Source organism: Azospirillum sp. TSO5, assembly GCF_003116065.1.
Lineage (GTDB): Bacteria > Pseudomonadota > Alphaproteobacteria > Azospirillales > Azospirillaceae > Azospirillum.
The window spans coordinates 167991-191026 of sequence record NZ_LGQY01000039.1 but is presented as its reverse complement, the minus strand read 5'-3'; the positions used below and the strand labels follow the sequence as shown (position 1 = coordinate 191026).

The window sequence follows — 23036 nt, the reverse complement described above, 5'->3', positions numbered from 1 at the left end:
TTGCAATGCGGCGGCAGTTCCCTCTCCCACCGCAGGTGGGGGAGGGTTAGGGAGGGGGCACAGGCTCGCGACAGGGCACACGGCACCTTCCCACCATGGCGATGTTCTGTTAGCTAGAGCGGTTTCGGGGCGCTCGCATTCACGCGGGGTCGGCTCCGGTCATCAGCGCCCGTATTGCCGCGGGTCCGCTCTCGGAGGAACATCGCCATGCTCTGGCTCGCCGCCTATATCGGCAGCATTCTTGCCATCAACTACGCCTTCAGCCTGTTTCCGCACCTGGATCTGGTCTGGTCCTGCTGGGCCGGCCTGATCTTCATCCTGCGCGATATGGTGCAGGTACGCTTCGGCCATTGGGCGCTCGCCGCCATGCTGGGCGGCACCGTGCTGTCCTATCTGCTGACCGATCCGTTCGTCGCCACCGCCAGCGTCGTCGCCTTCGCCGTGTCGGAGATGATCGACTGGGCGGTCTTCACCATCACCCGCCGCCCCCTGCGCGACCGGCTGTGGATCAGCGCCGCCCTGTCGGTGCCGGTGGATACTGCCATCTTCTTCGGCATGCTGGACGTCTGGGACCCCACAGTCTGGGCCGCCAGCTTCGCGTCGAAGCTGCTGGGCGTTTCGGTGGTCTGGCTGCTGATGCGCACGCGGGACGGGCGGATGCCGGTCACGGCGTAACCACCCCCCTCGCCCCCTTCCGCGTTCCATGGCGGGAGGGGGCGGGGCGTCTCACGCCACCCCGCGCAATTCCTTGGCGCGGCTGAGATCCACACTGACCAGCTGCGACACCCCGCGCTCCACCATCGTCACGCCGAACAGGCGGTCCACCCGCGCCATGGTGAGGCGGTGGTGGGTGATGATGAGGAAGCGGGTGTCGCCCTGCTTGGCGATGTCCTCGACCAGATCGCAGAAGCGGCCGACATTCGCCTCGTCCAGCGGGGCGTCAACCTCGTCCAGCACGCAGATCGGTGCCGGGTTCGACCGGAAGACGGCGAACAGCAGCGACAGCGCCGTCAGCGCCTGCTCGCCGCCCGACAGCAATGAGAGAACCTGCAGCTTCTTGCCCGGCGGGCTGGCGTAGATCTCAAGGCCGGCATTCAGCGGATCCTCGGCGTTGACCAACTCCAGATAGGCCTTGCCGCCGCCGAACAGGCGGGTGAACAGCTCCTGGAAGTCGCGGTTCACCACGTCGAAGCTGGCGATCAGACGCTCGCGCGCCTCGCGGTTCAGACTGGAGATGCCCTGGCGCAGGCGGGCGATGGCGGCGGTCAAATCCTCGCGTTCGCCATGCAGGCCGGTGATCTGGGCTTCCAGCTCCTCCGCCTCGATCTCGGCGCGCAGGTTGACCGGCCCCATGTTCTCGCGCTCGCGGGTCAGCTTGTCGAGCCGCGACTCCACCGCCGCCGCATCGGGCATCGGTTCGGCAGGGTCGAGGTCGGCGGCGGCGCGGGTGTCCTCCGGCCGGCAGTCCAGCCGTTCGGCGATGCGCTCCGTCAGGGTGCGTTCCTGCTGCTGGGCGGCCGAAACGGCGGCTTCGGCACGGGCACGGGCTTCGCGGCCATCGGCCAATGCCGCTTCGGCCTCGTGCAGGGCCTGTTCGGTCCCGGCCAGCCGGGCTTCGGCCTCCGCCAGGGCGTCGGCGGCACGCTTGCGATCGCGCTCGGCCATGGCGATCCGGTCGAGAAGCTCCTGGCGTTCCGCCGCGATCGCGACCGGGCGGCCGGACAGCGCGGCGATCTCGCCCTCCGCCTCATGCGAGCGCTGGCGCAGTTCGGCGACGCGACCGCCGGCCCCGGCCGAGCGGGTATCCCAGGAGGCGGTTTCAGACTGGATGGCAGCCAGACGCTGGCGCCGCGCCTGCGCTTCGCGGGTCAGGCGGTCCAGCGCGTTCTGCCGCTCGGCCAGAACCGCACGGCGTTCGGCCAAGGCGGCGCGCTGGTCGTTCACCCGCTCCCGTCCTTCGCGCGGGTCGGGCAGCGAGTCCAGCAGTTCCAGCGCCTCGTCCCGGCGGGCCGCGGCCTCGCGCTCGTCAGCGGCGAGTCGCTCCACCGCCTCCACCAAGGCGGCGAGGCGGGAGGATGCGGCGTCTGCCTCGCGCGCCAGCTTGGCATGGCGGTCGCGGGCAGCGTTCAGCGCGGCGAAGCCCTCGCGAACGGCGTCGCGGGCGCGGCGGTCGGCCTGGGCAGCCGCCTCCACCGCCAGCTTGGCGACGTCGAGCGCCTCGCGGGCCAACTCGACCTGTTCCTCGGCAAGCTCCAGTTCGCCGCGCAGTTCGGCCAACCGATTGCGCTGCTTCAATCGGATGGCGGCGGCGGTCGGGGCGCCGGCCTGCACGGTCAGCCCGTCCCAGCGCCATGCCCCGCCGTCGCGGCTGACCAGCACCTGTCCCGGCGCCAGCGTCGCGGCCAGCGCCACCCCCGTTCCGGCATCGGCGACCACGCCGATATGGGCGAGCGCGCGGGCGGCGGCCGGCGGCCCCTGCACATGGTTCGACAGCGGCTCGGCCCCGGAGGACAGCGGCGCCACGGACTCGTAAGCGGGCAGCATGCGCCAATGCACCGGCGCCGCCATGTCCAGCGGAGCGGTCAGCGCATCGCCAAGCGCGGCGGCGAGTGCCCCCTCATAGCCGGGCGACACCGTCACCGCATCGACCAGCGGCGGAAACTGTCCGCCGGCCCCAGCCTCCAGCAGTTCGGCCAGCGCCCGCTCCTCCGCGCGCAGCTTGGCGCAGGCGGACTCCGCGGCGGACAGCGCCTCGCGGGCGCGGGACTGCGCCGGTTCGGCCTCCACCTTCGCCTGTTCGGCGGCCTCGGCGGCGTCGCGGGACTGCTCCAGCCGCTGTTCGGCCAGTTCGACCGCCAGTTCAGCCTCCGACAGGTCGGCACGGGCGGCGATTTCGGCTTCCAAAGCGGCGCGCTGGGCCTGCTGCTCGGCCAGCCGCTTGGCGAGACCGGCGGCGCGGGTTTCCAGTTCGGCGGCCTGCCGCTGGGTGGCGGCGCGGCGGGCCTCGTCGGTGGCGACGGCTTCGGTCAGGCGGGTCAGTTCACGGTCGAGCGCATCGACCTGCTCGCGCGCCTCGGCCAGAGCCTCGCCGGCGGCTTCCTCCAGCATTTCCTCATCGGCCTGCGCCGCGATCAGGCGGTCGCGTTCGGCCACCAGCCGGGCCAGCGCCTCGCCGGCGTCGGCAGCCAGCGCCTCCTCGCGGCCAAGGTCTCCGGCGATCTGGCGCAGCCGCGCCTCCAGCGTTCGTTGCTGGTCGGCGACGCGCTTTTCCTCGGCATCCAGCTGTTCGCGGGCGATTACCAGCCGTTGCAGGGCGGCAGCCGCGCGCGCCTCGTCCTGGCGCTTCTCGGGCAGGCCGGCGGCAGCCTCCGTCCGGCGGGCGGTCAACTGGTTGACGGCCAGCATGCGGTCGCGCACCTCGGCCTCGGCGGTCGCGAAGGCGGCATGGGCGCGGGCGCGCTCCTCCTGCGCGGCGAGCCAGCGCAGGTGCCACAGCACGGCCTCCGCCTTGCGGATCTGGTCGGACAAGTTGCGATAGCGGGCGGCCTGCCGCGCCTGCTTCTTCAGGCTCTGCAACTGGGTGTCCATCGCCCCGATGACGTCATCAAGGCGGGTCAGGTTGGTCTCCGCCGCCTTCAGCCGCAATTCGGCCTCGTGCCGGCGGGAGTGCAGGCCGGTGATGCCGGCCGCCTCTTCCAGCAGGGCGCGGCGGTCCTGCGGCTTGGCCGAGATGATCTGCGCCACCTTGCCCTGGCTGACCAGCGCCGGGGAGCTGGCGCCCGACGCATTGTCGGCGAACAGCAGTTGGACGTCGCGCGCCCGCACCAGCTTGCCGTTGATGCGGTAGTCGGAGCCGGAGCCGCGCTCGATCCGGCGGGTGATCTCCAGCTCGTCATGCTCGTTGAAACCTGCCGGCGCCGTGCGCGACCGGTTGTCGACCGCCAGCGTCACCTCGCCCAGATTGCGGGCAGGCCGGCTGGAGGTGCCGCCGAAGATGACGTCGTCCATGTCGTCGCCGCGCATGCGCTTGGCCGACGTCTCGCCCATTACCCAGCGCAGCGCCTCCACCAGATTGGACTTGCCGCAGCCGTTGGGACCGACGATGCCGGTCATGCCGGGTTCGATGACCAGATCCGTGGCATCGACGAAAGACTTGAAACCCGACAGGCGGAGACGCGTGAACTGCACTGGGGAAGAACCTTTGGTGTACTGGGCTTTGAGGAGGTGCGGGCGTTGGAGAACTGTTGCCCCCTCCCCGACCCTCCCCCGCTTCGCGGGAGAGGGTGCCTTATGCGAAGTGGCGGCAGTCCCCTCTCCCGCGTCAGCGGGGGAGGGTTAGGGAGGGGGCAATATGGCTTTGAATGCTGCCGGCGCTTACTTCAACAGCTTGTCGATCGCCTTGGAGAACTCCTCGAACGACTGGGCGCCTTCGATGCGGGCCTTGCCGTCATTGAGGATGAAGGTCGGGGTGGCCTCGACCTTATACTGGTTCTGGCCGGTCAGGCGGCTGTTCAGGATGGCGTCGGCCAGTTCCTTGTTGGCGAAGCAGGCGTCGATGGTCTCCTGGCTCATGCCGGCCAGCTTGCCGTACTGGGCCAGCGCCTTGGTCGGATCGGCGGCGCGGCTCCAGGTCGACTGGCTCTTGAACAGCACGTCGGTCAACGGATAGTAGCGCTCGGCAGGCGCGCAGTGGGCCAGCATGCTGGCGCTGAGCGCCGCCTGGTCGAAGGGGAAGTCGCGGAAGATCAGCTTCACCTTGCCGGTGTCGATGTAGGCTTCCTTGATCTTCGGCAGGATGTCGGTGTGGAAATGGGCGCAGTGCGGGCAGGTCATCGACGAATAGTCGAGGATCGTCACCGGCGCCTTGGCGTCGCCCATGACGCGATCGGTCATCATCTCCGACACCGGCGGCAGGGTGGCGGCGGCGTGGGCGGCCGACGGAGCCGTCACGGCGGTGCCGAAGGCGGCGGTGAAGCCGATGGCCAGAAGGCCGGCCAGCCCGAAGTACCTGCGTCCCAAAATTTTGCGGTTCACTTTGCCCTCGTTCCTACCAGATGTTGACGTATAGACAATCAGGCCCCGGCGCGTCCAGCAGGCCGGCTAGCGCGCCGCCCGTTTCGGCCGCGCCATCAGCGAGCGGCCGAAGCGTTCCAGGGTGGCGCGCAGTTCCTCGTCCTCGATGGCCGCGGTGGTGGTGGTGATGCCGATCTCCTCGTCCATCGTCAGGGCGCGCGGACGCACCACCGGCGACGGCGTGGACGGCAGGGCCGCGTGGATCAGCTTGATCTTCGCCACCGCGCGATAACCGAAGAAGCTGTTGATGCGCTCGATGATCTGCGGTTCCAGATGCTGCAGTTCCAGCGCGATGGCGCCCATGGCGCGGATGTGCAGGGTCGCCTCCTCGCGCTTGCCGCGGGGGAAGCTGAGCTTGTCGGGGGCGGTGCGCAGCGACAGCTGGTGGCCGACGATGGACGGCCAGTCGGTGATCAGCGCGCCGAAGGCAAGCCCGCGCTTGCCCAGCACCTTGCCGGCGACCTCCGGAACGGATTGGCCGATGCGACGCGGTCCGCTCATGCTCTGCAATCACTCCTGTGCGGCACCGGCTGAGGCACCGGTTCCGGGTCATGTGGGATGCCGGCACCCTAGCGCAAGCGTGGGCCGATGCCCAGCTTCCGACCGGAGACTGTGCCGGCTCCCTTCCCCAGACGCTCCGGACCCTCTATTTCTTCCCATCATGATTCCAGATTCCACTGAGGCCGCCCGGCGGCTGTTGTCCTGGTACGACCGCCACCGCCGCGACCTGCCCTGGCGCGCCAAGCCGGGGGAGATAGCCGATCCCTATAAGGTCTGGCTGTCGGAGATCATGCTGCAGCAGACGACCGTCCCTGCCGCAGCCCCCTATTTCCGCAACTTCACCGAACGCTGGCCGACCGTGCGCGATCTGGCGGATGCGCCGCTGGACGATCTGCTGGTGGCCTGGGCCGGGCTCGGCTACTACGCGCGGGCGCGCAACCTGCACAAATGCGCCCGCGTGGTGGCGGACGAGCATGGCGGTCGTTTCCCGGACAACGAGGCGGCGCTGCTGGAACTGCCGGGCATCGGCGCCTACACCGCAGCCGCCATCACCGCCATCGCCTTCGGCCGCAAGGCCACCGTGGTCGACGGCAATGTGGAGCGGGTGATCGCCCGCATCTTCGCGGTGGAGGAACCGCTTCCCAATGCCAAGCCGAGCTTACGCCGGCTGGCCGCTACCCTGACGCCGGAGTTCCGTCCCGGCGACTATGCCCAGGCGATGATGGACCTCGGCGCCACCATCTGCACCCCGCGCAAGCCGAAATGCATGCTGTGCCCGTGGGCGGAGTATTGCGAGGCGCGCGCCGCCGGCATCGCCGAAAGCCTGCCGCGCAAGGCGGCCAAGGCGGAGAAGCCGACCCGGCGCGGCGTCGCCTATTGGCTGCTGAACCCCGACGGCGCCGTCCTGCTGCGCCGCCGGGCAGAGGAAGGGCTGCTGGGCGGCATGGCGGAGGTGCCCTCGACATCCTGGGGACCGGAACTGCCCGGCGAGGCCGCGGTGGCGGCGCAGCAGCCCCTGCCCGCGCGCTGGCGCCGGCTGCCCGGTCTGGTCCGCCATACATTCACCCATTTTCACCTGGAGCTTGAGGTGGTCGCGGCGCAGGCCGGGACCGACTGGCGGCAGGCCGACGGAACCTGGGTGCCGGTGGACCGGCTGGGCGACCATGCCCTGCCGTCGGTGATGGTGAAGGTGGTGCGCCACGCCCTTTCCAACGTGTGAGAAGGGCTCGCGTAGGATGGAGTGCCGATAAGAATGCTGCGTGCCGTGGTCGCCGTCCTGTTCGTCCTGCTGGCGCTGTGCGGCGAGGTGCTGGCCGCGCCGCCCCAGAAAACGCCGGAGAAAACACCGGAGAAGAAGGCGGGGGTGGCGCTGGTGCTGGCGCTCGACGGCTCCGCCTCCATCACCACCGGCGATCTGGAGTTCCAGTTGCAAGGCCATGCCGCCGCCTTCCGCGATCCCGCGGTGGCCGATGCGTTGGCTTCGGCCGGGACGCGGGTGACGCTGACCGCCTATTCGGGGCCGAACAGCCTGCGGGTGCTGATCCCCTGGACAGCGCTGGACAAGCCGGAGGATGCCGGGCGCTTCGCCGACCGGATCGACGCCCTGCCCCGCGGCTTCCAGGGCGACTCGACCGCCATCGGCAGCGCGATCATCGAGGCGGCGAAGCTGTTCGACCACGGCGGCAAGGCGCCGCGGCAGGTGATCGATCTGGTTTCCAACGGCTTTTCCAACAGCGGGATCGATCCGGCCGACGCCCGCGACCGGGTGACGAAGCGCGGAATCATCGTCAACGGCCTCGCCATCCTCGACGAATTCCCCTGGCTGGAGGAGTATTTCGACGAGAGCGTGATCGGCGGGCCGGGCAGCTTCGTGAAGAGCGCCATGGACAGGGACAGCTTCGTCGCCGCCCTGCGGCAGAAGCTGATCCTTGAAATGGTGGCCCTGCCGGATCAAATGCCAAGCCTAAGCGTCGCCACGCGATAGGCGGCCGATAACGATTTGAGGAGCGGGACGAGTGGAGCGCGTCAATTTTCTGGTGGTCGGGGCCGGCATCGCCGGGGCATCCGCCGCCTATGAGCTGGCCGCACAGGGCCGGGTGCTGGTGCTGGAACGCGAGTCGCAGCCCGGCTATCACTCGACGGGCCGATCGGCGGCGCTCTACACCCAGACCTACGGCCCGGCGCCGATCCGCGCCCTGACGGTGGCGAGTTGGGACTTCTACACCAACCCGCCCGCCGGCTTCGCCGAGCACGACCTGCTGACGCCGCGCGGCGTTCTCATCATCGGTCGCGAGCATGAGATCGACCGGCTGGATACCGAATTCGAGCAGGGCCGGCGGCTCACCCCGTCGGTTGAACGCTATGACCGCGAGCAGGTTTTGGCCCGCGCCCCCTTCCTGCGCCCGGACTATGTCGCTGGCGGCGTCTGGGAGCCGGACGCCCGCGACATCGACGTGCATGCCCTGCACCAGGGTTACTTGCGCGGGCTGAAGGCGCGCGGCGGCCGGGTGGTGACCGATGCGGAGGTGCGGACGCTCACCCGGCAGGATGGGCTGTGGGTGGCGGAAACCAGCGCCGGCAGCTTTGCCGCGCCGGTGGTGGTGAATGCCGCCGGCGCCTGGGCGGACGAGTTGGCGAAGCTGGCCGGAGTCGCCACCGTCGGGCTGGTACCGAAGCGGCGCACCGCCATCACCTTCGATCCGGTGTTCGAGAATCCGGCCGACAAGACCGGGCTGGATGGCTGGCCGATGGTGTCCGACGTGGCCGAGACCTTCTATGTGAAGCCGGATGCCGGCCGGCTGCTGGCCTCCCCCGCCGACCAGACGCCGATCGAGCCCTGCGACGTGCAGCCCGAGGACATCGACGTCGCCGTGACGGTGGACCGGCTGGAGCAGGCCTCGCGCTTCTCCGTTCGCAGATTGGCCCACCGGTGGGCGGGCTTGCGCAGTTTCGTCGCCGACAAGGTGCCGGTGGTGGGTTTCGCGCCGGATGCGGAGGGCTTCTTCTGGCTGGCGGCCCAGGGCGGCTACGGCATCCAGACCGCGCCGGCCATGGGCCGGGTGGCGGCGGGACTGGCCACCGGCCGCGGCCTGCCGGAGGATGTACGGGCATTGGGAGTAGCCGAGTCGGACCTGTCGCCGGCAAGGGCCCGATAAGGCAGGCTATGGTAGCCCGGAATCAGGGCTGAGGAGGCGTGCGATGTCTGTGCGTCTGGTGGCGAAGGGACCTGTGGCACGGAGGGCGCTCGGCGTCGCGGCGCTGACCGCCGCCGGGGTGCTTGGCGGCTGCGCCAACCCTGCGGCGGACGAGGCGCTGGTGGCGCAGACCGCGCTGATCGGCATGTCCAAGGCGACGCTGCTGTCCTGCGCCGGGGTGCCGGAACGGCAGGCGACCATCGACAACCGGGAGTTTTTCACCTACCGCAGCTCCCGCATCGTCTCCTACCCCAGCGCGCCGCCCCTCGGCTATTATGGCGGCTGGGGATGGCCCCACTACGGTTACGGCTATGGCTGGCCGTCATATGGTTATGAAGTCAACAGCTTCGACTGTGAAGCAACTTTCAGTTTGAGAAACGGTGTGGTCGAGCGCGTCGTATATGGCGGCGCCAGCGGCGGCTCCGCGCGACTTGGTCAATGCTATGCCATCGTTCAGAACTGCATGGCGCTGATCCCGCAGCGGACAATCAAACCAAGCCCTTGATTTCCTTGTCCATGCGACAACTCGTCACTGTTGCATAGCTGCTGCAGAAGGAGAGGAAGGGTTGCAGCCCCCCTAGTACCCTTACACGGTGTCTGGTAATAGCTCCATCGGCTGATGCCACAGAACAGCAACAACGCATTGCCTGGAGCAGACCCCATGACCATCCTGTCGCGCGCCGCCGCCGCCCTGCTGGCGACCTCGGCCCTCGTCGCCATCGCTTCCCCGTCGCTCGCTCAGGACTTCAAGGGCAAGTCGGCCGGCGACATCGTCGTCCGTGCGCGCGGCCTGGCCGTGCTGCCGCAGGAAAAGGGCACGATCAACAACTCGGCTCTCGGTGACATCGGGTCGGCCAAGGTCGGCAACGACTACATCCCCGAAGTCGACTTCACCTACTTCTTCACCGACAACATCGCCGCCGAGCTGATCGCCGGCACCAGCCGTCACCGCGTGAAGGGCAACCTGATCGCCGGCGCCGGCGGCGTCACGGAAATCGGCAAGGTGTCGCTGCTGCCGCCGACCCTGACCGTGCAGTACCACTTCATGCCGAAGGAGCGTATCAGCCCGTATGTCGGCGCCGGCGTCAACTACACCCTGTTCTACAATGAGGACGCGGCCGAGAACCCGAACGCGGCCGGCCTGCGCATCACCGACACCAACTACAAGAACCGCTTCGGCTGGGCCCTTCAGGCCGGTGTCGACGTCGCCCTGACCGGCAACTGGTCGCTGAACTTCGACGTCAAGAAGATCTTCCTGAAGACCGACGTGACTGCCAATGCCCGCCTGGGCAACGTCGTCCTGCCGGTCACCTCGAAGGTCACGCTGGACCCGTGGCTGGTCGGCGTCGGCGTCGGCTACCGCTTCTAAGACCGGTTTCCGGAACCAGTTCTGGACATCGGAAGGACGGCCTTCCCCATACGGGGGAGGCCGTCTTTTTCTTTTTACCATCAGTCTTGCAGATTGTACGGTTATCCCCATGATTCCCCTACGGGGATCAACGGAAGGGAGGCCGTACCGCCATGCATGTTGCAGCCGTATTGAAGCGCAAGGGCAACCGGATCGTCTCCGCCGCGCCGGAAGACAGCGTTGCCGCCGTCACCCGCCTGCTGACCGAACACCGGATCGGCGCCGTGCTGGTGATCGATGAAGACGGGCAACCGGTCGGCATCCTGTCGGAACGCGACGTGGTGCGGGCCGTCGCCCGCGACGGTGCCGGCGCGCTGGACCGGCCGGCGGCCGACCTGATGACGCGGGAGCTGATCACCGGCACCCCCACCGACACCGTCGCCGACATGATGGCGGTGATGACCCAGCGGCGCATCCGCCATGTGCCGATCGTCGAGTCCGGCCGGGTCATCGGCGTGATCAGCATCGGCGACGTGGTGAAGGCCCGCATCGACGATGCCGAGCTGGAGGTCGAGTCGCTACGGGGCTATGTCGCCGGCATGGGGTGAGGCGTCCACACCGCCTGAAACGCGAAACGACCCGCCGGAGCGCTCCGGCGGGTCGTTTCATTTTGCTCGGGAAGAGTGGGGTCAGGCCGAATGCGACTGCGGGAAGGCCATCGCCGCCTGGGTGCGGTTGCGAACGCCCAGCGACTTGAAGATCGCCGTCATGTGGATCTTCACCGTCCCTTCGGACAGGCCCAGTTCATGGGCGATCTGCTTGTTCGACTTGCCTTCGCGCAGGCGGTCCAGCACCTCGCGCTGACGCTGGGTCAGAAGCTGTTCCAGCTGCGGATCGGTCGGCGGGATCACGCCACCGGCACCGCGGTGGTCGGGCTCGATCCCCTCGCGCAGAACCGTCGCCGGCACATAGACGCCGCCGGAGAAGATCAGGTCGAGCGCGCTCAGCATGATCTTCACGCTGGACGATTTCGGGATATAGCCGGCGGCGCCGTTCTCCAGCGCCTCCCGCACGTCTGCCTGTGCCTCCGACGCCGACACGACCACGACCTTGGCGTTCGGCTGCCGCTCGCGCAGCATGCCGATGCCAGAGAAGCCGGGCCAGCCGGGCATGCGCAGGTCCGTCAGGACAAGGTCATAGGCCTCATCCTTCGACGCCGCCATATCCAGAAGCTCGTCGAAATTGCTGGCCTCCGCAAAGGTAGCATTATCGCGAAGCTGCTCAAGCAGACGGCGAAGACCTTCCCGGAACAGGACGTGATCATCACCGATCAGGATCTTCATCGCTCAAACTCCCGAACCATGCCTGCCCCTCCGAAAGACGCCCCAAGGGCTTGAGAAAAGGAGGGGGCTGTCGCCACCCGCATATTCCCTAAAATCCAAAGGATATAGCAGGCACCGGCCGAACGTAATCTCTATTGAGATGTAACACGCAGGGACGAGGACCGACAACCGGAAATTAACTTTTGTCACCGCTCCGATGGCCTAGCGGAGGGAGGCAACACTTCCCGGGAGTGATATTTCTAAAGCGCTATGACAATTTTAGGTCAATATGCGAATGCGTCACTGGATCTTGAAATATCTAAAAAATTAGCCGGCCGGCGCCAATTTCTGGCACCCGACCGGCTTTGAAGTTGCGCGCCCCGGAGGACGATAGGACGCGGATCGACAGGTCTGTTAAAAAGCGGCCTCTTCCAGCTCCATCAGCGGCTTGGCGCCGGCGGCGATGGTGATGAACAGGCTGTTCGTCTGGGGCAGCAGCTTGGCCATATAGAAGCGGGCGGTCTTGATCTTGGCCTCATAGAAGGCGGCATTGCCCTCCCCGGCCGCGAGCTTGGCCTGCGCCTTCTCCACCATGGTCAGCCAGCTCCAGCCCAGCGCCACCAGACCGAACAGGCGCAGGTAGTCGCTGGCGGCGGCACCGGCCTCCTCCGGATCCTTCAGGCCCTTCTGGGCGATCAGGGCGGTGGCCTGCTGCAGCTTGGCGAAGGCCTTGGCCAGCGGCATCACGAACTCGCCCAGCTCGTCCTTTTCCATCGCCGCCTCGATGTCGCGGCCGACGGGATGGAAGAAGTGGCGCAGCAGCCGGCCGATGTCCTGCGGCAGCTTGCGGCCGACGAGGTCGAGCGCCTGGATGCCGTTGGTGCCCTCATAGATCTGGCAGATGCGGGCGTCGCGGACATATTGCTCGACGCCGGTCTCCCAGATGAAGCCGTGGCCGCCATGGACCTGCACGGCGATGTTGGCCGACTCGAAACCGATGTCGGTGAACAGCGCCTTGACGATCGGCGTCATCAACTGGACGAACTCGTCGGCATCGCGGCGGGTGCGGGCGTCGGCGTGCTTTTCCGCCACGTCGAGCTTGTAGGCCGTCAGGGCGCCCAGAGCGCGCGCACCTTCGGTGAAGGCGCGGGCGGTCAGCAGGTTCTTGCGCACGTCCGGATGGACGATGATCGGATCGGCCGGCTTGTCCGGCGCCTTCACCCCCGACAGCGACCGGCCCTGGAGCCGCTCGCGGGCATAGTTGACGGCGTTCTGATAGCTGACCTCGGCCAACCCCAGCCCCTGGATGCCCACGGCCAGACGGGCCGCGTTCATCATCACGAACATGGCGCGCATGCCCTTGTGCGGCTCGCCGACCAGCCAGCCGGTGGCGTCCTCGAAGTTCATGACGCAGGTCGAGGACGCCTTGATGCCCATCTTGTGCTCGATGGAGCCGCAGGCGACGCCGTTGCGCGCGCCCGGCGTGCCGTCGGCGCGGGCCAAGAACTTCGGCACCAGGAACAGGCTGATGCCGCGGGTCCCGGCCGGGGCGTCCGGCAGGCGGGCCAGCACCAGATGCAGGATGTTCTCGGTAAGGTCATGCTCGCCGGCCGAGATGAAGATCTTGGTGCCGGTGATCTTGTAGCCGCCCTCGCCGTCCGGCACCGCCTTGGTGCGGATGATGCCGAGGTCGGTGCCGCAATGCGGCTCGGTCAGGCACATGGTGCCGGACCAGGTGCCGTCGACCAGCTTGGGCAGGAAACGCTGCTTCAGCTCTTCCGAGCCATACATCGCCAGCGCGTTGTAGGCGCCGAGCGACAGGCCGGGATACATGCCGAAGCTGAGGTTGGCGGAGCAGATGAACTCCTCCAGCATGATGTTGACCAGCTTCGGCAGCCCCTGCCCGCCATAGGCCGGGTCGCAGGCCAGACCCTGCCAGCCGGCGGCGATGTAGGTGTCGTAGGCTTCCTTGAAGCCCTTGGGCGTGCGGACCTCGCCATTCTCGAAATGGCAGCCCTCGCCGTCGCCGGACTGGTTCAGCGGGAACAGCACCTCCTCGCACAGCTTGGCGCCTTCCTCCAGCACCTGGCCGACGAGTTCCGGCGTGGCGTCCTCGTAACCCGGCAGGGCCGACAGCTTGTCCAGGCCGACGATCTCGTCCAGGACGAAGCGCACATCCTCAAGCGGAGCCTTGTAGATCGGCATCTCTCGTTCCTCCCCCTCAGTTCCGCAGCGGCTTGCCGGTGAGCAGCATGTGCTCGATCCGGTCGATGGTGCCGCCGGTGCGCACAAGACCCATGAACGCCTCACGCTCCAGGCGGAGGACATGATCCTCGCCGACCGGCTTGGAGACATCAGCCTCCTCGCCGCCGCTCAGCACCTCGGCCAGCGCGGCGCAGACCACCTTGTCGTGCGGCGTGACCTTGCCCTGCAGGGCGAAGCCCTCCACTGCCAGCTCCATCGCCGCCTTGGCGCTGGGGCCGGGCAGGACATAGGCCGTGGTCTTCTCCGGCGCGGTATAGTCGGCCGCCAGTTCCAGCGCCTTGGCCTTGGCGTCGGCCAGCAGGCGGTCGCGGTTCATGGTGATGCCGTCGGAGGCGCGGAAATACAGCAGTTCCTTGGCCTCGGCCGCCGACTTGGCGACGGTGGCGGTGCTGATGATCTCGAAGGCCTTGGCGATGCCGGGCATCGGCCCGCGCGGCGCCTTCGGGTTGGCCTGATGGCGGGCCAGCATCTCGGTGCAGCCGCCCCAGGCCGGGATCAGGCCGACGCCGACCTCGACGAGGCCGACATAGGTCTCGGCGTGGGCCTGGACATGGTCGGAATGCAGCAGGATTTCGCAGCCGCCGCCGAGCGCCATGCCGCTGGGCGCCGCCACCACGGGGAAGGGCGCGTATTTCAGCGCGCGGTAGGTGCGCTGGCCGCCCTCGACCATCTCCTCGATCTGCGGCCACAGGCCGATGTTCAGCGCAAACAGGGCGAGGCCCAGATTGGCGCCGACCGAGAAATTATCCGCCTCGTTGTGGATGACCAGGGCCTTCCAGTCGCCTTTGCCATCGCCGATCAGGCGCATGGCCTTCTCGTAGGAGGCCATGATGTCGGCATCGACCGCGTTCATCTTGCTGGTGAACTCGACGCACAACACGCCGTCGCCGATGTCCCACAGGCTGGCGGAGCCGTTCTTCCACACCGGCTTGCCGGCGGCGCGCTTGATATCCGACAGCAGCAGCACACCGTCCGGACGCACCACCGTGTCATAGACGCCGGCGGTGGTCAGGTGCTGGAGCTTGCCGCCCTCGACCCGGTAGAAGGGACGGCCGGCGGCAGTTTCGACCAGGGCCGGAACCGGAATGCCTTCCGAGCGGCACAGCTCGGCGAACCACTCGGTGCCCAGCCGGTCGATCAGCTCGAACGGACCCTGCTTCCAGTTGTAGCCGAGGCGCATGCCCTCATCGACCGCCACGATGCTGTCGGCGATCTCCGGCACCAGGCTGGCGGCATAGGCCAGCGTCTGGGCCAGGACGCGGCGGGCGAAGCGGCCGCCCTTGTCCGGGTGCTCGCACAGCTTGCGCAGGTCGCGGCCGGCAGCGGACACGCTGTCCAGCCGGGCCTTCTCCGACGGGGCGTATTCGCCGCTCTGCAGGTTGACCGACTCCTTTACCTTGCCGCCGCCGGCCTTGTTGATGCGGTAGAAGCCGCCCTTGCCCTTGCGGCCGGTGTAGCCCTCCGCGATCATCTTGGTGATGACCGGGTGTTCGCGCATCTGGCCGCGATAGGCGTCGCCCGCCGGCAGGGTGGCCGACATGCTCTTGGCGATGTGCGGCATCAGGTCCAGCCCGACGAGGTCCATCAGGCCGAAGACGCCGGTCTTGGGGATGCCCATCGGACGCCCGCCGACAGCGTCCGCCTCCTCCACCGTCAGGCCCAGATCGACCGCGGCATTCACCGCCGCCTGGATCCAGAAGACGCCGATGCGGTTGGCGATGAAGCCCGGCGTGTCCTTGCAGTGAACGACACCCTTGCCGAGCCGGCGGTCGCCGACGTCGGCGATGGCGGCCAGCGCGTCGGGACGCGTATGGGCGCCGCCGACGATCTCCAGCAGCCGCATGTAGCGCGGCGGGTTGAAGAAGTGGGTGATGAGGAAGTCCTTGGCGAACTGCTCGCTCTGGCCTTCCGTCAGCACCGCCAGCGGGATGGTGGAGGTGTTGGACGACACCACCGAGCCCGCCTTGCGCACCGGATCGATACGCTTGTACAGGTCGGCCTTGATCGCCGGGTTCTCGACGATGGCCTCGACGATCCAGTCGACGTCGGCCAGCAGGTTCAGGTCATCCTCAAGATTGCCGGGTGTGATCAGCTTGGCGTTCTTGGGATGCATGAAGGGGGCCGGATCGGTCTTCAGCATCTTCGCCACGGCGCCCTTGGCGATGGCGCTGCGGTCGGCACCCTCCTTCGCTGGGATGTCGAGCAGGACGCAGGGGATGCCGGCGTTGGCGAAATGGGCGGCGATGCCGGCGCCCATCACGCCCGCACCGATCACGGCGGCGCGTTCGATCTTCATGGTCGTTTCCTCCCCGATCCCGTTCGTCAGACCGCTTCCAGGATGGTGGCGATGCCCTGACCGCCGCCGATGCACTGGGTGGCCAGCGCGAACTGCTTGCCTTCGCGCTTCAGCAGCGCCGCGGCCTTGCCGGTGATGCGGGCGCCGGTGGCTCCCAGCGGGTGGCCGAGCGCCAGCGCGCCGCCGTCCGGGTTGATGCGCGACGGGTCGATGTCGAGGTCGCGCATGCAGGCGATGGCCTGGGACGAGAAGGCCTCGTTGATCTCGATGATGTCGATGTCGTTGATCGACAGCCCGGCACGGGCCAGCGCCTTGCGAGTGGCCGGGACCGGACCCAGCCCCATCAGCTCCGGCGCGCAGCCGGCGACGGCGACCGAGCGGATCTTCGCCAGGATCGGCAGGCCGTTGGCGCGGGCATACTCCTCCGTCGTCACCAGAACGACCGAAGCGCCATCGGTCAGCGGCGAGGAGGTGCCGGCGGTCACCGTGCCGTCGGCGATGAAGGCGGGCTTCAGGCCCGACAGGCCTTCGGCGGTGGTGCCGGGACGGATGCAGCCGTCCTTGTCGACCAGACCGGCCGGGGTCTGGATGCCGACGATCTCGTTAGCCATGCGGCCGGCGGCCTGGGCCTCCGCCGCCTTGGCGTGGGACGCGACGGCCAGCGCCTCCTGCTCGGCGCGGGAGATCGCGTATTTGCGGGCTACATTCTCCGCCGTGATGCCCATGGAGCAGTAGGCTTCCGGATAGGAGGCCTTCAGCGCCGGGTTCGGCATCGGGTTGAAGCCCATGATCGGCACGCGGGTCATCGACTCGACGCCGCCGCAGATGAACACCTCGCCGGCGCCCATCTGGATGGCGCCCGCCGCCTGATGGATCGACTGCATGGAGGAGCCGCAATAGCGGTTGACCGTGGTGGCCGCCGCGGTCTGCGGCAGCTTGGCCAGGAAGGAGATGCTGCGGGCGACGTTCAGCCCCTGCTCGCCTTCGGGGAAGGAGCAGCCGACGATCACATCCTCGATGTCGTCGGTCTTCAGGCCGGTGCGCTCGACCAGCGCCGCGATGACGCGGGCCAGCAGATCGTCGGGGCGGACCTTGGTCAGCTCGCCCTTGTGGGCGAAGGCGAAGGGCGAACGGGCATAACCGGCGATGACGACCGACTTCATGAGTGCTTCTCCTCCATGTCCTGCGTCTCCGTGATGCCGTTGCGGCGAAGATGCTCGGAGATCTGGGTGTCGATGGTGCACAGCTCCGACAGTGTCTGTTTGACGTCGGCGAGCTGCTGTTCAAGCGCGGAAATCCGCCGGCGCGCGATCGTGCGCATGTAGCGCATCTGTTCGATCTGGGCGTCGTCGGTGTCGTAGAGGTTCAGGAAATCCTTGATCTCGGCGAGGCTGAAACCCAGCCGCTTGCCCCGGCAGATCAGCGCCAGCCGGGCGCGGTCGCGGTGGCCGTAGACACGGGCGCTTCCACGGGCGCTGCCGATCCGCTCGGGCGACAGCAGTCCCTCATCCTCGTAATGGCGGATGGTGCGGTGGGTCAGACCGAACTCCCCGGCCAGTTCGCCGATGGCGAGGCGCGGGCCGGACATCAGGTCGTCGCCCGCATCCTCCCCGCCGTCCATCATGCCCTTGCCGACCGAAAGCCGATCCACGCTGTCCGCTCCTTTCCCTGACGTTTACGTAAAGGTAAGGTAGGTGCCCCTTGCTGTCAACAGACTTGTTGACCACGCAAACCAGTTTGCCGAACCGCCTGGAAAACTGGTTGGCCGGAACTGTTCAGTCACTAACGGGTGCGGCGCGCCCGCGCAGTGACAGGATGCCACGCCCCCGCACGGGTGGCGGCTGTGGCAGGCTTTGCGGTGAGCGGACGCATCCGCCCATCTCCCTGGTCGATATGGGGATGGGGTGCGGCGCCGGACAGACGGCCAGAAGGCCGCGACAAATTTCAAGGTTTTGGGAAAATCGGGACAGGGGACAGGAGACAACCCATGTCGGCGCGCGCCATCGTATCGTTGGGCGTCTGGATACTGGCCATGGTGCTGATCGGCACCATGACGGTCGGCCTTGCACTGGCCTTCTACCTGCTGCTGACCTTGTGCTTCGCGGTGGTGGTCGCGGCCCTGACCCTGCTCGCCCGCCGGCGGGAGCACCACCGGGGCGAGCAGAGCTATCTTTAGACTTTCAAGGCTTTAGGCATTTGAGGCGGACGGTGGCGCCGTTGCCGGCCCCCGTCCGCCTTGCCTGCGTCACTCCGGCAGCACGCGCAGCCGGGATGCGGCGGTGCGGGCGGACAGGTGGGGACGCTGCAGGTCCTGAACCTGGGCGCCGGGGACCGCGAAGTCGCCGGGAGTCACGGCGCGGACCAGATAGACCAGCCGGAAGCGGGGGGCCGCCTTCGGCAGGTCAACCGCCGCCAGGAAGCGGTCGTCGCGGAACTCGACATTGCGGACGGCCGACAGGTCGCCCAGCCAGGACAGCTTGCCGAGCTGGCCGCTGTTGGCGAGGCGGACATTCTCGATCTCGAAGCCGGCCGGCAGCGGGTCGCTGACCAGCACCGAATGGTCGAGCGGATCGCCGGCCTCACCCTCCAGGGTCACCACCAGCAGGTCATTGTGGCGGATGCCGGCCGGATCGACCGGACGGCCGGCCATGTCGAACAGGCGGCGGCGGATGGTCATCCCCTGCTCCTCCGCGCCGGCCGGCTGGTCGGGCACGCCGGCGACCGACACCGTCTGCCGGACTTCGCCGCCGAGATTGCGGATGGCGGGCGGGGCGGCCGGGTCGACGGGCAGGATCTGCGGCTTGGCGTTCTCCACCGTCTGGTCGCCGATGGCGAGCTTCATCGGCGCCGCGCGGTCGATCAGCGCCTTGGACGCCAGCAGCAGCCAGGCCTGTTCCTGCGGGTTCGTGGTGCGGACGGCGGCGAAGGTCTTGGCCACCCGGTCAGCCGCCTGGAAGATGCGGTCACGGTCCACCGCCCCGCTTTCGGCCATCAGCACCACCACGCCGGCCTCGTCGCGCAGGGAGGAACCCTGGTCGCGCAGGCTGGCGGTGACCATGCGCGCGCCGGTCAGCTTGGAGAAGGCCTCCGTCGCCCCCGGCTGGTCGCCCAGCACGGCGGTGGCGGCGGCGACCTGCGCCCGGCCGAAGTCAGTCTGCAGCCGGTCCCAATAGTTCTCGCGGAAATAGCGCACGGCGCCGGCATCGATCATCTTCGCCCGCGCCAGCACATAGAGCGCATAGGCGCGGCCCGGCAGGTCGGCGGTCTCGACCCAGGCGTTGTCGATGGCCTGCTTCAGCCAGTCCAGACCCTTGCGATAGGGCTGGTCGGGGACGCGGTAGCCGGCCGCCTTGGCACGGCCCAGCACATCGACGGCGTAGGCGGTCAGCCAGGGATCGAGTTCCCCCTTCGGCGACCAAGCGGCGAAGGCGCCGTCAATTCTCTGGAAGGTCAGCAGCCGGTCGACGCTGCGTTGGACACGGGCCTTGATGCGGTCCTCCGGCGCGATACCGAGGCCGGCGGCGACGTCGCTCATCGACAGCAGCGGCAGGATGCGGCTGGCGGTCTGCTCCGCCCCGCCCGCTGCCGCGCGGTCGAGCGCGAAGAGAAGACCCGCCACGTCGAGGTCCGGCAGGGGTGCGACGACCGCGCCGACCGAGAGGGTTTCCGGTCGCAGGCCGGCGGTGATGTCGGCGGGAATGGTCAGGCTCTTGTCGGTCGGCAGCGCGGCGGTGTTGCGGCGCGACACCGGCGGCGTGGCCGGGCGGACGGTCACGTCCCAGCGGCGGGTGACGCGGACGCCCTCCGGACCGGTGACATCGAGCGTGACATGGCCCGATCCGACCCCGGTGGCGGTCAGCACCCGGCCGGCGGTCGCCCGCTTGCCGCGCGCCAGCTTCGGAACGGCCAGTTCGTTGCCGGACTCCGACTGGGCGATGGCGACGGCGCCCTCCGCGGTCAGGGTCATGGTGTAATCGCCGGACGGGCCATTCAGGTTGTCGAGCGACAGCAGGACCTGCGCCGAGTCGCCGGGTGCGAGGAAGCGCGGCAGCACGGCGTCGGCGACGACCGGATCGCGGACCAGCATCTGGCTTTCGGCATGGCCGATCCGCCCCTCGCTCCAGGCGACGGCCATCAGGCGCAGGCGGCCCTGGAAGTCGGGAAGATCGAAGGGAATGGCGATCTTGCCGTCGGCCCCGACGGTCTGGATGCCGGAATAGAGCGAGACCACCCGTTCCGACTTGGGCGGTACCAGCCCGGCGATCTGGCGCAGGCGCGGCGTCGGCTGGGCCGGCGGACGGGCGGCGTCCAGGCTGGCCGGATCGATCAGGCGGCCGTAGGAGTCGCGCAGTTCCACCCTGAGCGGACGTTTGCGCAGATAATGGCGGGCCGGATCGGGCGAGGGCTGGTCGGTCAGCTGCATCACCGATTCGTCGACGGCGGCGAGCGTGACGAAGGCCTGCTTGCCCTCGGCGACGCCGTCCACCGTGATGTCGGCGGTCATGGCGCGGCGCGGCTCCGTCTCCGCCGGGGCGGAGAGGCGGACGTCGAGGGTCCGCGGGGCCTTGTCCATCGCCAGCCACGCGAGGCCGACGGCGCGGCGCGGCGGCTTCTTCGACTGCGGGTCGGAGGTGGCGAAGGCGGTCGCCAGCACATGGGCGCCGCTGGTCCAGCCCTGCCCGACCGGGATTTCCAGGAACGCGCCCTGAGTGCCGATGGCGCGGGTGACGGCATAGGAGACGCCGCGGTCGGCCACGGCGACCAGAACCTGACTGTCATAGGGCGGCTTGACGAAGACCCAGGCGCTTTCGCCGGCGCGGTAGGCCGGCATCATCACCGAGACGTCGACGGAATCCGGCCGCTCGCCGGCGGTCGGGGTCATCCACCAGCCGGCGGCGAAGCGGAAGCTGCTGGCGACGCCGGTCTTGGGATCGAACACCTCCAGCCGGTAACGGCCGGCGGTCACCGGGGTTTCGACCGGGACGGGCGCGCCGGCCTGGGCCGACAGCGAACCGCCGGTCACCCGCTGGTCCTTCACCGTGACCTTGTAGTCCCAGCGGCCGTTGGCCTCGTACCAGGAGTAATCATACTCCTCCTCGAACAGCTCGTAGGAGAGGTCGGGGTGGTCGGTCGGCTTGCCATCCGGACCGACGGCGATGACGTCGAAGCCGGCGGTCGCCCCCTCCGGCACGCCGTCGCCTTCGAAGCGCGGCTTGATGCCGATGGCGAAGGACTGGTGGCGCACCGGCAGCACGAAGTCGCGGCCGACCGGACGGCCGCCGAGGTCGAACAGGGTGGCGCGCACCACCGCCTCCAGCGGGCGGGTGCTGTCGGGCGGGCGCGGAAGCTTGACCTTCAGGCGGGCCGAACCGTTGGAATCGGTGATGAAGCCCGGCAGGTCGGCGCGGGCCGGCTTCACGTCCTCCTGCACCAGACCGAAATGATAGCCCGGCAGGTTGGGATAGGGGTTGGCGGCGGCGCGCAGCGTCACCGTCAGTTCGCCCGGCAGGCCGGAAGCCGGCGCGCCATAAAGATAGTGGCTGTCGAGCGCGATGTCGGCCTCGCCGTCGGACGCCAGCACCGTCGTCGGGGAGGCGAGCGCCACGTCCAGCCGCGGCGGCACGAAATCCTCCAGCAGGAACTCGGCCTTGCCGATGGCCGGGCCGTCCGGCTCGGCATGGGCGGTGACGATCCAGTTGCCGGGATAGGCGTTCATCGGCAGGTCGATGCGGGTGGCATAGCCGCCGGCCCCGCTGTCGGTCAGGCCGCGCCGCTCCACCTCGAAACCGTCGGGGCGCAGGACGCGGATGGTCAGCTGCTTGCCGGCCGGCGGCGGGTTCAGGTCGGCGTCGCGCAGCAGCGCGGTCAGCTGCACCGTCTCGCCCGGCCGGTAGATGCCGCGCTCGGTGTAGAGATAGGCGTCGAGGCCATTGGCCGCCGGGCGGACGACGGTGGCGGGCTTGTCCGGCGTGTCGGCCGGCGGGGCTCCGCCGGCAGTCAGGTCCAGAACGGCGAAGTCGCCGTCGCCGCGCGCGGCGAACAGCGCCTGCACCGGCTCCGTCCCGGCGGCGCGCAGGGCCGCGAGGTCGAAGCGGCCCAGCCCATCCTCGCCGGTCTGGACGCGGCCCAGCTCGGTGCCGTTGCGGGCGACCAGACGCAGCTCCACCCCGGCGGCCGGCGCGGCGCTCTGGACGGAACGGGCGAAGACCACCAGCGAATCCTCGCCGAGGATGGTGTTGAGGCCGAGGTCGGAGACGACGAACCACTGGGTCGCCTTGCGGTCCCAGCCGCCCGGCTTGATTTCGTCCGCGCCGGCAACCGCGACGTAGACGCCCGGCTCCAGCTTGCCCAGCACGGCGTCGATCGGGAAGGCGGTGGTGACGGTGCGGTTCGGCTGGTTGCCGATGCCGATCTCGCCGCGCCACACCTCCTGGCCCGACTTGTCCAAGATCTCGCCGATGTCGTAATCGGTCATCTGCTGGGTGATGCGGCCGAAATAGATCTTCTCGACCAGCGCGCGGTCGGCGATGCGCAGCACCTGCAGCTTCGCCCGGTCCAGGTTGATCGAGCGCAGCGGCAGGCCGTCCGACCCCACGCGCGGCAAGATGTAGCCGGCGCCGCGGAAGGCGAGCGAAGGCTTGCGGTTGGGCACCTGCACCTCGCGGGTGTCGGCCGCCGGCAGCCGCTTGCCGTCGGCGCCGGGAAGCCCGTCCTTCAGCGTGACGCGGTAGGTCTCGCCATGGTGCAGCCCCTCCACGCAGAGCGTGCGGTCGCGGGCGATGGCGGCGCCGTCCACCGCCGGCTCCACCGCCACATAGTCGCGGTAGTTGACGGCGCGCGAACGCTCCAGCCGGTCGGTGAAGGTGAAGCAGGCCTGCGGCGTATCGCGCTCCGCCACCACCTCGACGCTGGACACGCCGAAGGGCACCGGCTCGGCCGGGGGATCGGCGGCGAGGGTCTGGGATGCGGTGAACGTGCCGGAGCACGCGACAAGAACGGCACAGACACGCGCCAGCGCACGCAACATTCTGGACAGG

The 23036-nt window shown here is 68.7% G+C and carries 17 protein-coding genes; 8 read left to right on the top strand and 9 right to left on the bottom strand.

The window, feature by feature from the left end; genetic code table 11:
- Positions 1-207: 207 nt before the first annotated feature.
- A complete protein-coding gene (locus TSO5_RS12290; RefSeq protein ID WP_109151859.1) occupies positions 208-675 on the top strand; it encodes a preQ0 transporter in 468 nt (155 codons plus the stop codon).
- Positions 676-726: 51 nt separating this feature from the next.
- On the opposite strand, the gene smc is transcribed toward TSO5_RS12290, so the two are convergent.
- The 3 genes from smc to TSO5_RS12275 form a co-directional block, all read right to left on the bottom strand.
- Positions 727-4188, bottom strand: coding sequence for a chromosome segregation protein SMC (gene smc, locus TSO5_RS12285; protein WP_109151858.1), 3462 nt, complete (start codon positions 4186-4188; stop codon positions 727-729).
- A gap of 186 nt (positions 4189-4374) precedes the next feature.
- On the bottom strand, positions 4375-5034 hold the full coding sequence (locus tag TSO5_RS12280) for a DsbA family protein (RefSeq protein WP_109151857.1): 660 nt from the start codon (positions 5032-5034) through the stop codon (positions 4375-4377).
- Between the two features lie 66 nt (positions 5035-5100).
- Positions 5101-5574 carry a DciA family protein gene (locus TSO5_RS12275; protein ID WP_109151856.1) on the bottom strand — a complete coding sequence of 158 codons (474 nt, stop codon included), beginning with the start codon at positions 5572-5574 and terminating at the stop codon, positions 5101-5103.
- Between the two features lie 160 nt (positions 5575-5734).
- Between TSO5_RS12275 and mutY the strand changes: the two genes are divergently transcribed.
- The 6 genes from mutY to TSO5_RS12245 all read left to right on the top strand — a co-directional run bounded on the left by mutY (position 5735) and on the right by TSO5_RS12245 (position 10724).
- Positions 5735-6793, top strand: a complete 1059-nt coding sequence (gene mutY, locus TSO5_RS12270; RefSeq protein WP_109151855.1) for an A/G-specific adenine glycosylase — start codon at positions 5735-5737, stop codon at positions 6791-6793.
- 33 nt (positions 6794-6826) lie between these two features.
- Positions 6827-7558 (top strand): DUF1194 domain-containing protein, encoded by a 732-nt coding sequence (locus TSO5_RS12265; protein WP_109151854.1) that lies wholly within the window; start codon positions 6827-6829, stop codon positions 7556-7558.
- A 31-nt stretch (positions 7559-7589) separates the two neighbouring features.
- On the top strand, positions 7590-8729 hold the full coding sequence (locus TSO5_RS12260; protein WP_109151853.1) for an FAD-dependent oxidoreductase: 1140 nt from the start codon (positions 7590-7592) through the stop codon (positions 8727-8729).
- A 43-nt stretch (positions 8730-8772) separates the two neighbouring features.
- On the top strand, positions 8773-9273 hold the full coding sequence (locus TSO5_RS12255) for a hypothetical protein (protein WP_247870723.1): 501 nt from the start codon (positions 8773-8775) through the stop codon (positions 9271-9273).
- Between the two features lie 156 nt (positions 9274-9429).
- On the top strand, positions 9430-10137 hold the full coding sequence (locus TSO5_RS12250) for an OmpW family outer membrane protein (protein WP_247870722.1): 708 nt from the start codon (positions 9430-9432) through the stop codon (positions 10135-10137).
- A gap of 152 nt (positions 10138-10289) precedes the next feature.
- A complete protein-coding gene (locus tag TSO5_RS12245; protein ID WP_109151851.1) occupies positions 10290-10724 on the top strand; it encodes a CBS domain-containing protein in 435 nt (144 codons plus the stop codon).
- Positions 10725-10805: 81 nt separating this feature from the next.
- Here the strand turns inward: TSO5_RS12245 and TSO5_RS12240 are convergent, their stop codons facing one another.
- From TSO5_RS12240 to TSO5_RS12220, 5 genes are all read right to left on the bottom strand, one after another.
- A complete protein-coding gene (locus TSO5_RS12240) occupies positions 10806-11459 on the bottom strand; it encodes a response regulator transcription factor (protein WP_109151850.1) in 654 nt (217 codons plus the stop codon).
- A 393-nt stretch (positions 11460-11852) separates the two neighbouring features.
- Entirely contained in the window at positions 11853-13643 is a 1791-nt protein-coding gene (locus tag TSO5_RS12235) for an acyl-CoA dehydrogenase C-terminal domain-containing protein (RefSeq protein WP_109151849.1), read from the bottom strand.
- Positions 13644-13659: 16 nt separating this feature from the next.
- Positions 13660-15999 carry a 3-hydroxyacyl-CoA dehydrogenase/enoyl-CoA hydratase family protein gene (locus tag TSO5_RS12230; protein WP_109151848.1) on the bottom strand — a complete coding sequence of 780 codons (2340 nt, stop codon included), beginning with the start codon at positions 15997-15999 and terminating at the stop codon, positions 13660-13662.
- Between the two features lie 26 nt (positions 16000-16025).
- Complete coding sequence (locus TSO5_RS12225; RefSeq protein WP_109151847.1) at positions 16026-17162, bottom strand: thiolase family protein; 1137 nt, start codon at positions 17160-17162, stop codon at positions 16026-16028.
- Positions 17159-17650, bottom strand: coding sequence for a MerR family DNA-binding transcriptional regulator (locus tag TSO5_RS12220; protein ID WP_109151846.1), 492 nt, complete (start codon positions 17648-17650; stop codon positions 17159-17161). Before TSO5_RS12220 ends, TSO5_RS12225 begins: the two co-directional genes overlap by 4 nt.
- Before the next feature lie 336 nt (positions 17651-17986).
- Between TSO5_RS12220 and TSO5_RS12215 the strand changes: the two genes are divergently transcribed.
- Complete coding sequence (locus TSO5_RS12215; RefSeq protein WP_109151845.1) at positions 17987-18175, top strand: hypothetical protein; 189 nt, start codon at positions 17987-17989, stop codon at positions 18173-18175.
- Between the two features lie 69 nt (positions 18176-18244).
- On the opposite strand, the gene TSO5_RS12210 is transcribed toward TSO5_RS12215, so the two are convergent.
- A complete protein-coding gene (locus TSO5_RS12210; protein WP_247870721.1) occupies positions 18245-23026 on the bottom strand; it encodes an alpha-2-macroglobulin in 4782 nt (1593 codons plus the stop codon).
- Positions 23027-23036: the final 10 nt, after the last annotated feature.

What these genes read in the sequence shown, in the direction of transcription:
- TSO5_RS12290 (WP_109151859.1), top strand. Translation starts at nt 208, where the DNA reads ATGCTCTGGCTCGCCGCCTATATCGGCAGCATTCTTGCCATCAACTAC.
- TSO5_RS12275 (WP_109151856.1), bottom strand. Translation starts at nt 5,574, where the DNA reads ATGAGCGGACCGCGTCGCATCGGCCAATCCGTTCCGGAGGTCGCCGGC.
- mutY (WP_109151855.1), top strand. Translation starts at nt 5,735, where the DNA reads ATGATTCCAGATTCCACTGAGGCCGCCCGGCGGCTGTTGTCCTGGTAC.
- TSO5_RS12265 (WP_109151854.1), top strand. Translation starts at nt 6,827, where the DNA reads ATGCTGCGTGCCGTGGTCGCCGTCCTGTTCGTCCTGCTGGCGCTGTGC.
- TSO5_RS12255 (WP_247870723.1), top strand. Translation starts at nt 8,773, where the DNA reads ATGTCTGTGCGTCTGGTGGCGAAGGGACCTGTGGCACGGAGGGCGCTC.
- TSO5_RS12250 (WP_247870722.1), top strand. Translation starts at nt 9,430, where the DNA reads ATGACCATCCTGTCGCGCGCCGCCGCCGCCCTGCTGGCGACCTCGGCC.
- TSO5_RS12245 (WP_109151851.1), top strand. Translation starts at nt 10,290, where the DNA reads ATGCATGTTGCAGCCGTATTGAAGCGCAAGGGCAACCGGATCGTCTCC.
- TSO5_RS12240 (WP_109151850.1), bottom strand. Translation starts at nt 11,459, where the DNA reads ATGAAGATCCTGATCGGTGATGATCACGTCCTGTTCCGGGAAGGTCTT.
- TSO5_RS12235 (WP_109151849.1), bottom strand. Translation starts at nt 13,643, where the DNA reads ATGCCGATCTACAAGGCTCCGCTTGAGGATGTGCGCTTCGTCCTGGAC.
- TSO5_RS12230 (WP_109151848.1), bottom strand. Translation starts at nt 15,999, where the DNA reads ATGAAGATCGAACGCGCCGCCGTGATCGGTGCGGGCGTGATGGGCGCC.
- TSO5_RS12225 (WP_109151847.1), bottom strand. Translation starts at nt 17,162, where the DNA reads ATGAAGTCGGTCGTCATCGCCGGTTATGCCCGTTCGCCCTTCGCCTTC.
- TSO5_RS12215 (WP_109151845.1), top strand. Translation starts at nt 17,987, where the DNA reads ATGTCGGCGCGCGCCATCGTATCGTTGGGCGTCTGGATACTGGCCATG.
- TSO5_RS12210 (WP_247870721.1), bottom strand. Translation starts at nt 23,026, where the DNA reads ATGTTGCGTGCGCTGGCGCGTGTCTGTGCCGTTCTTGTCGCGTGCTCC.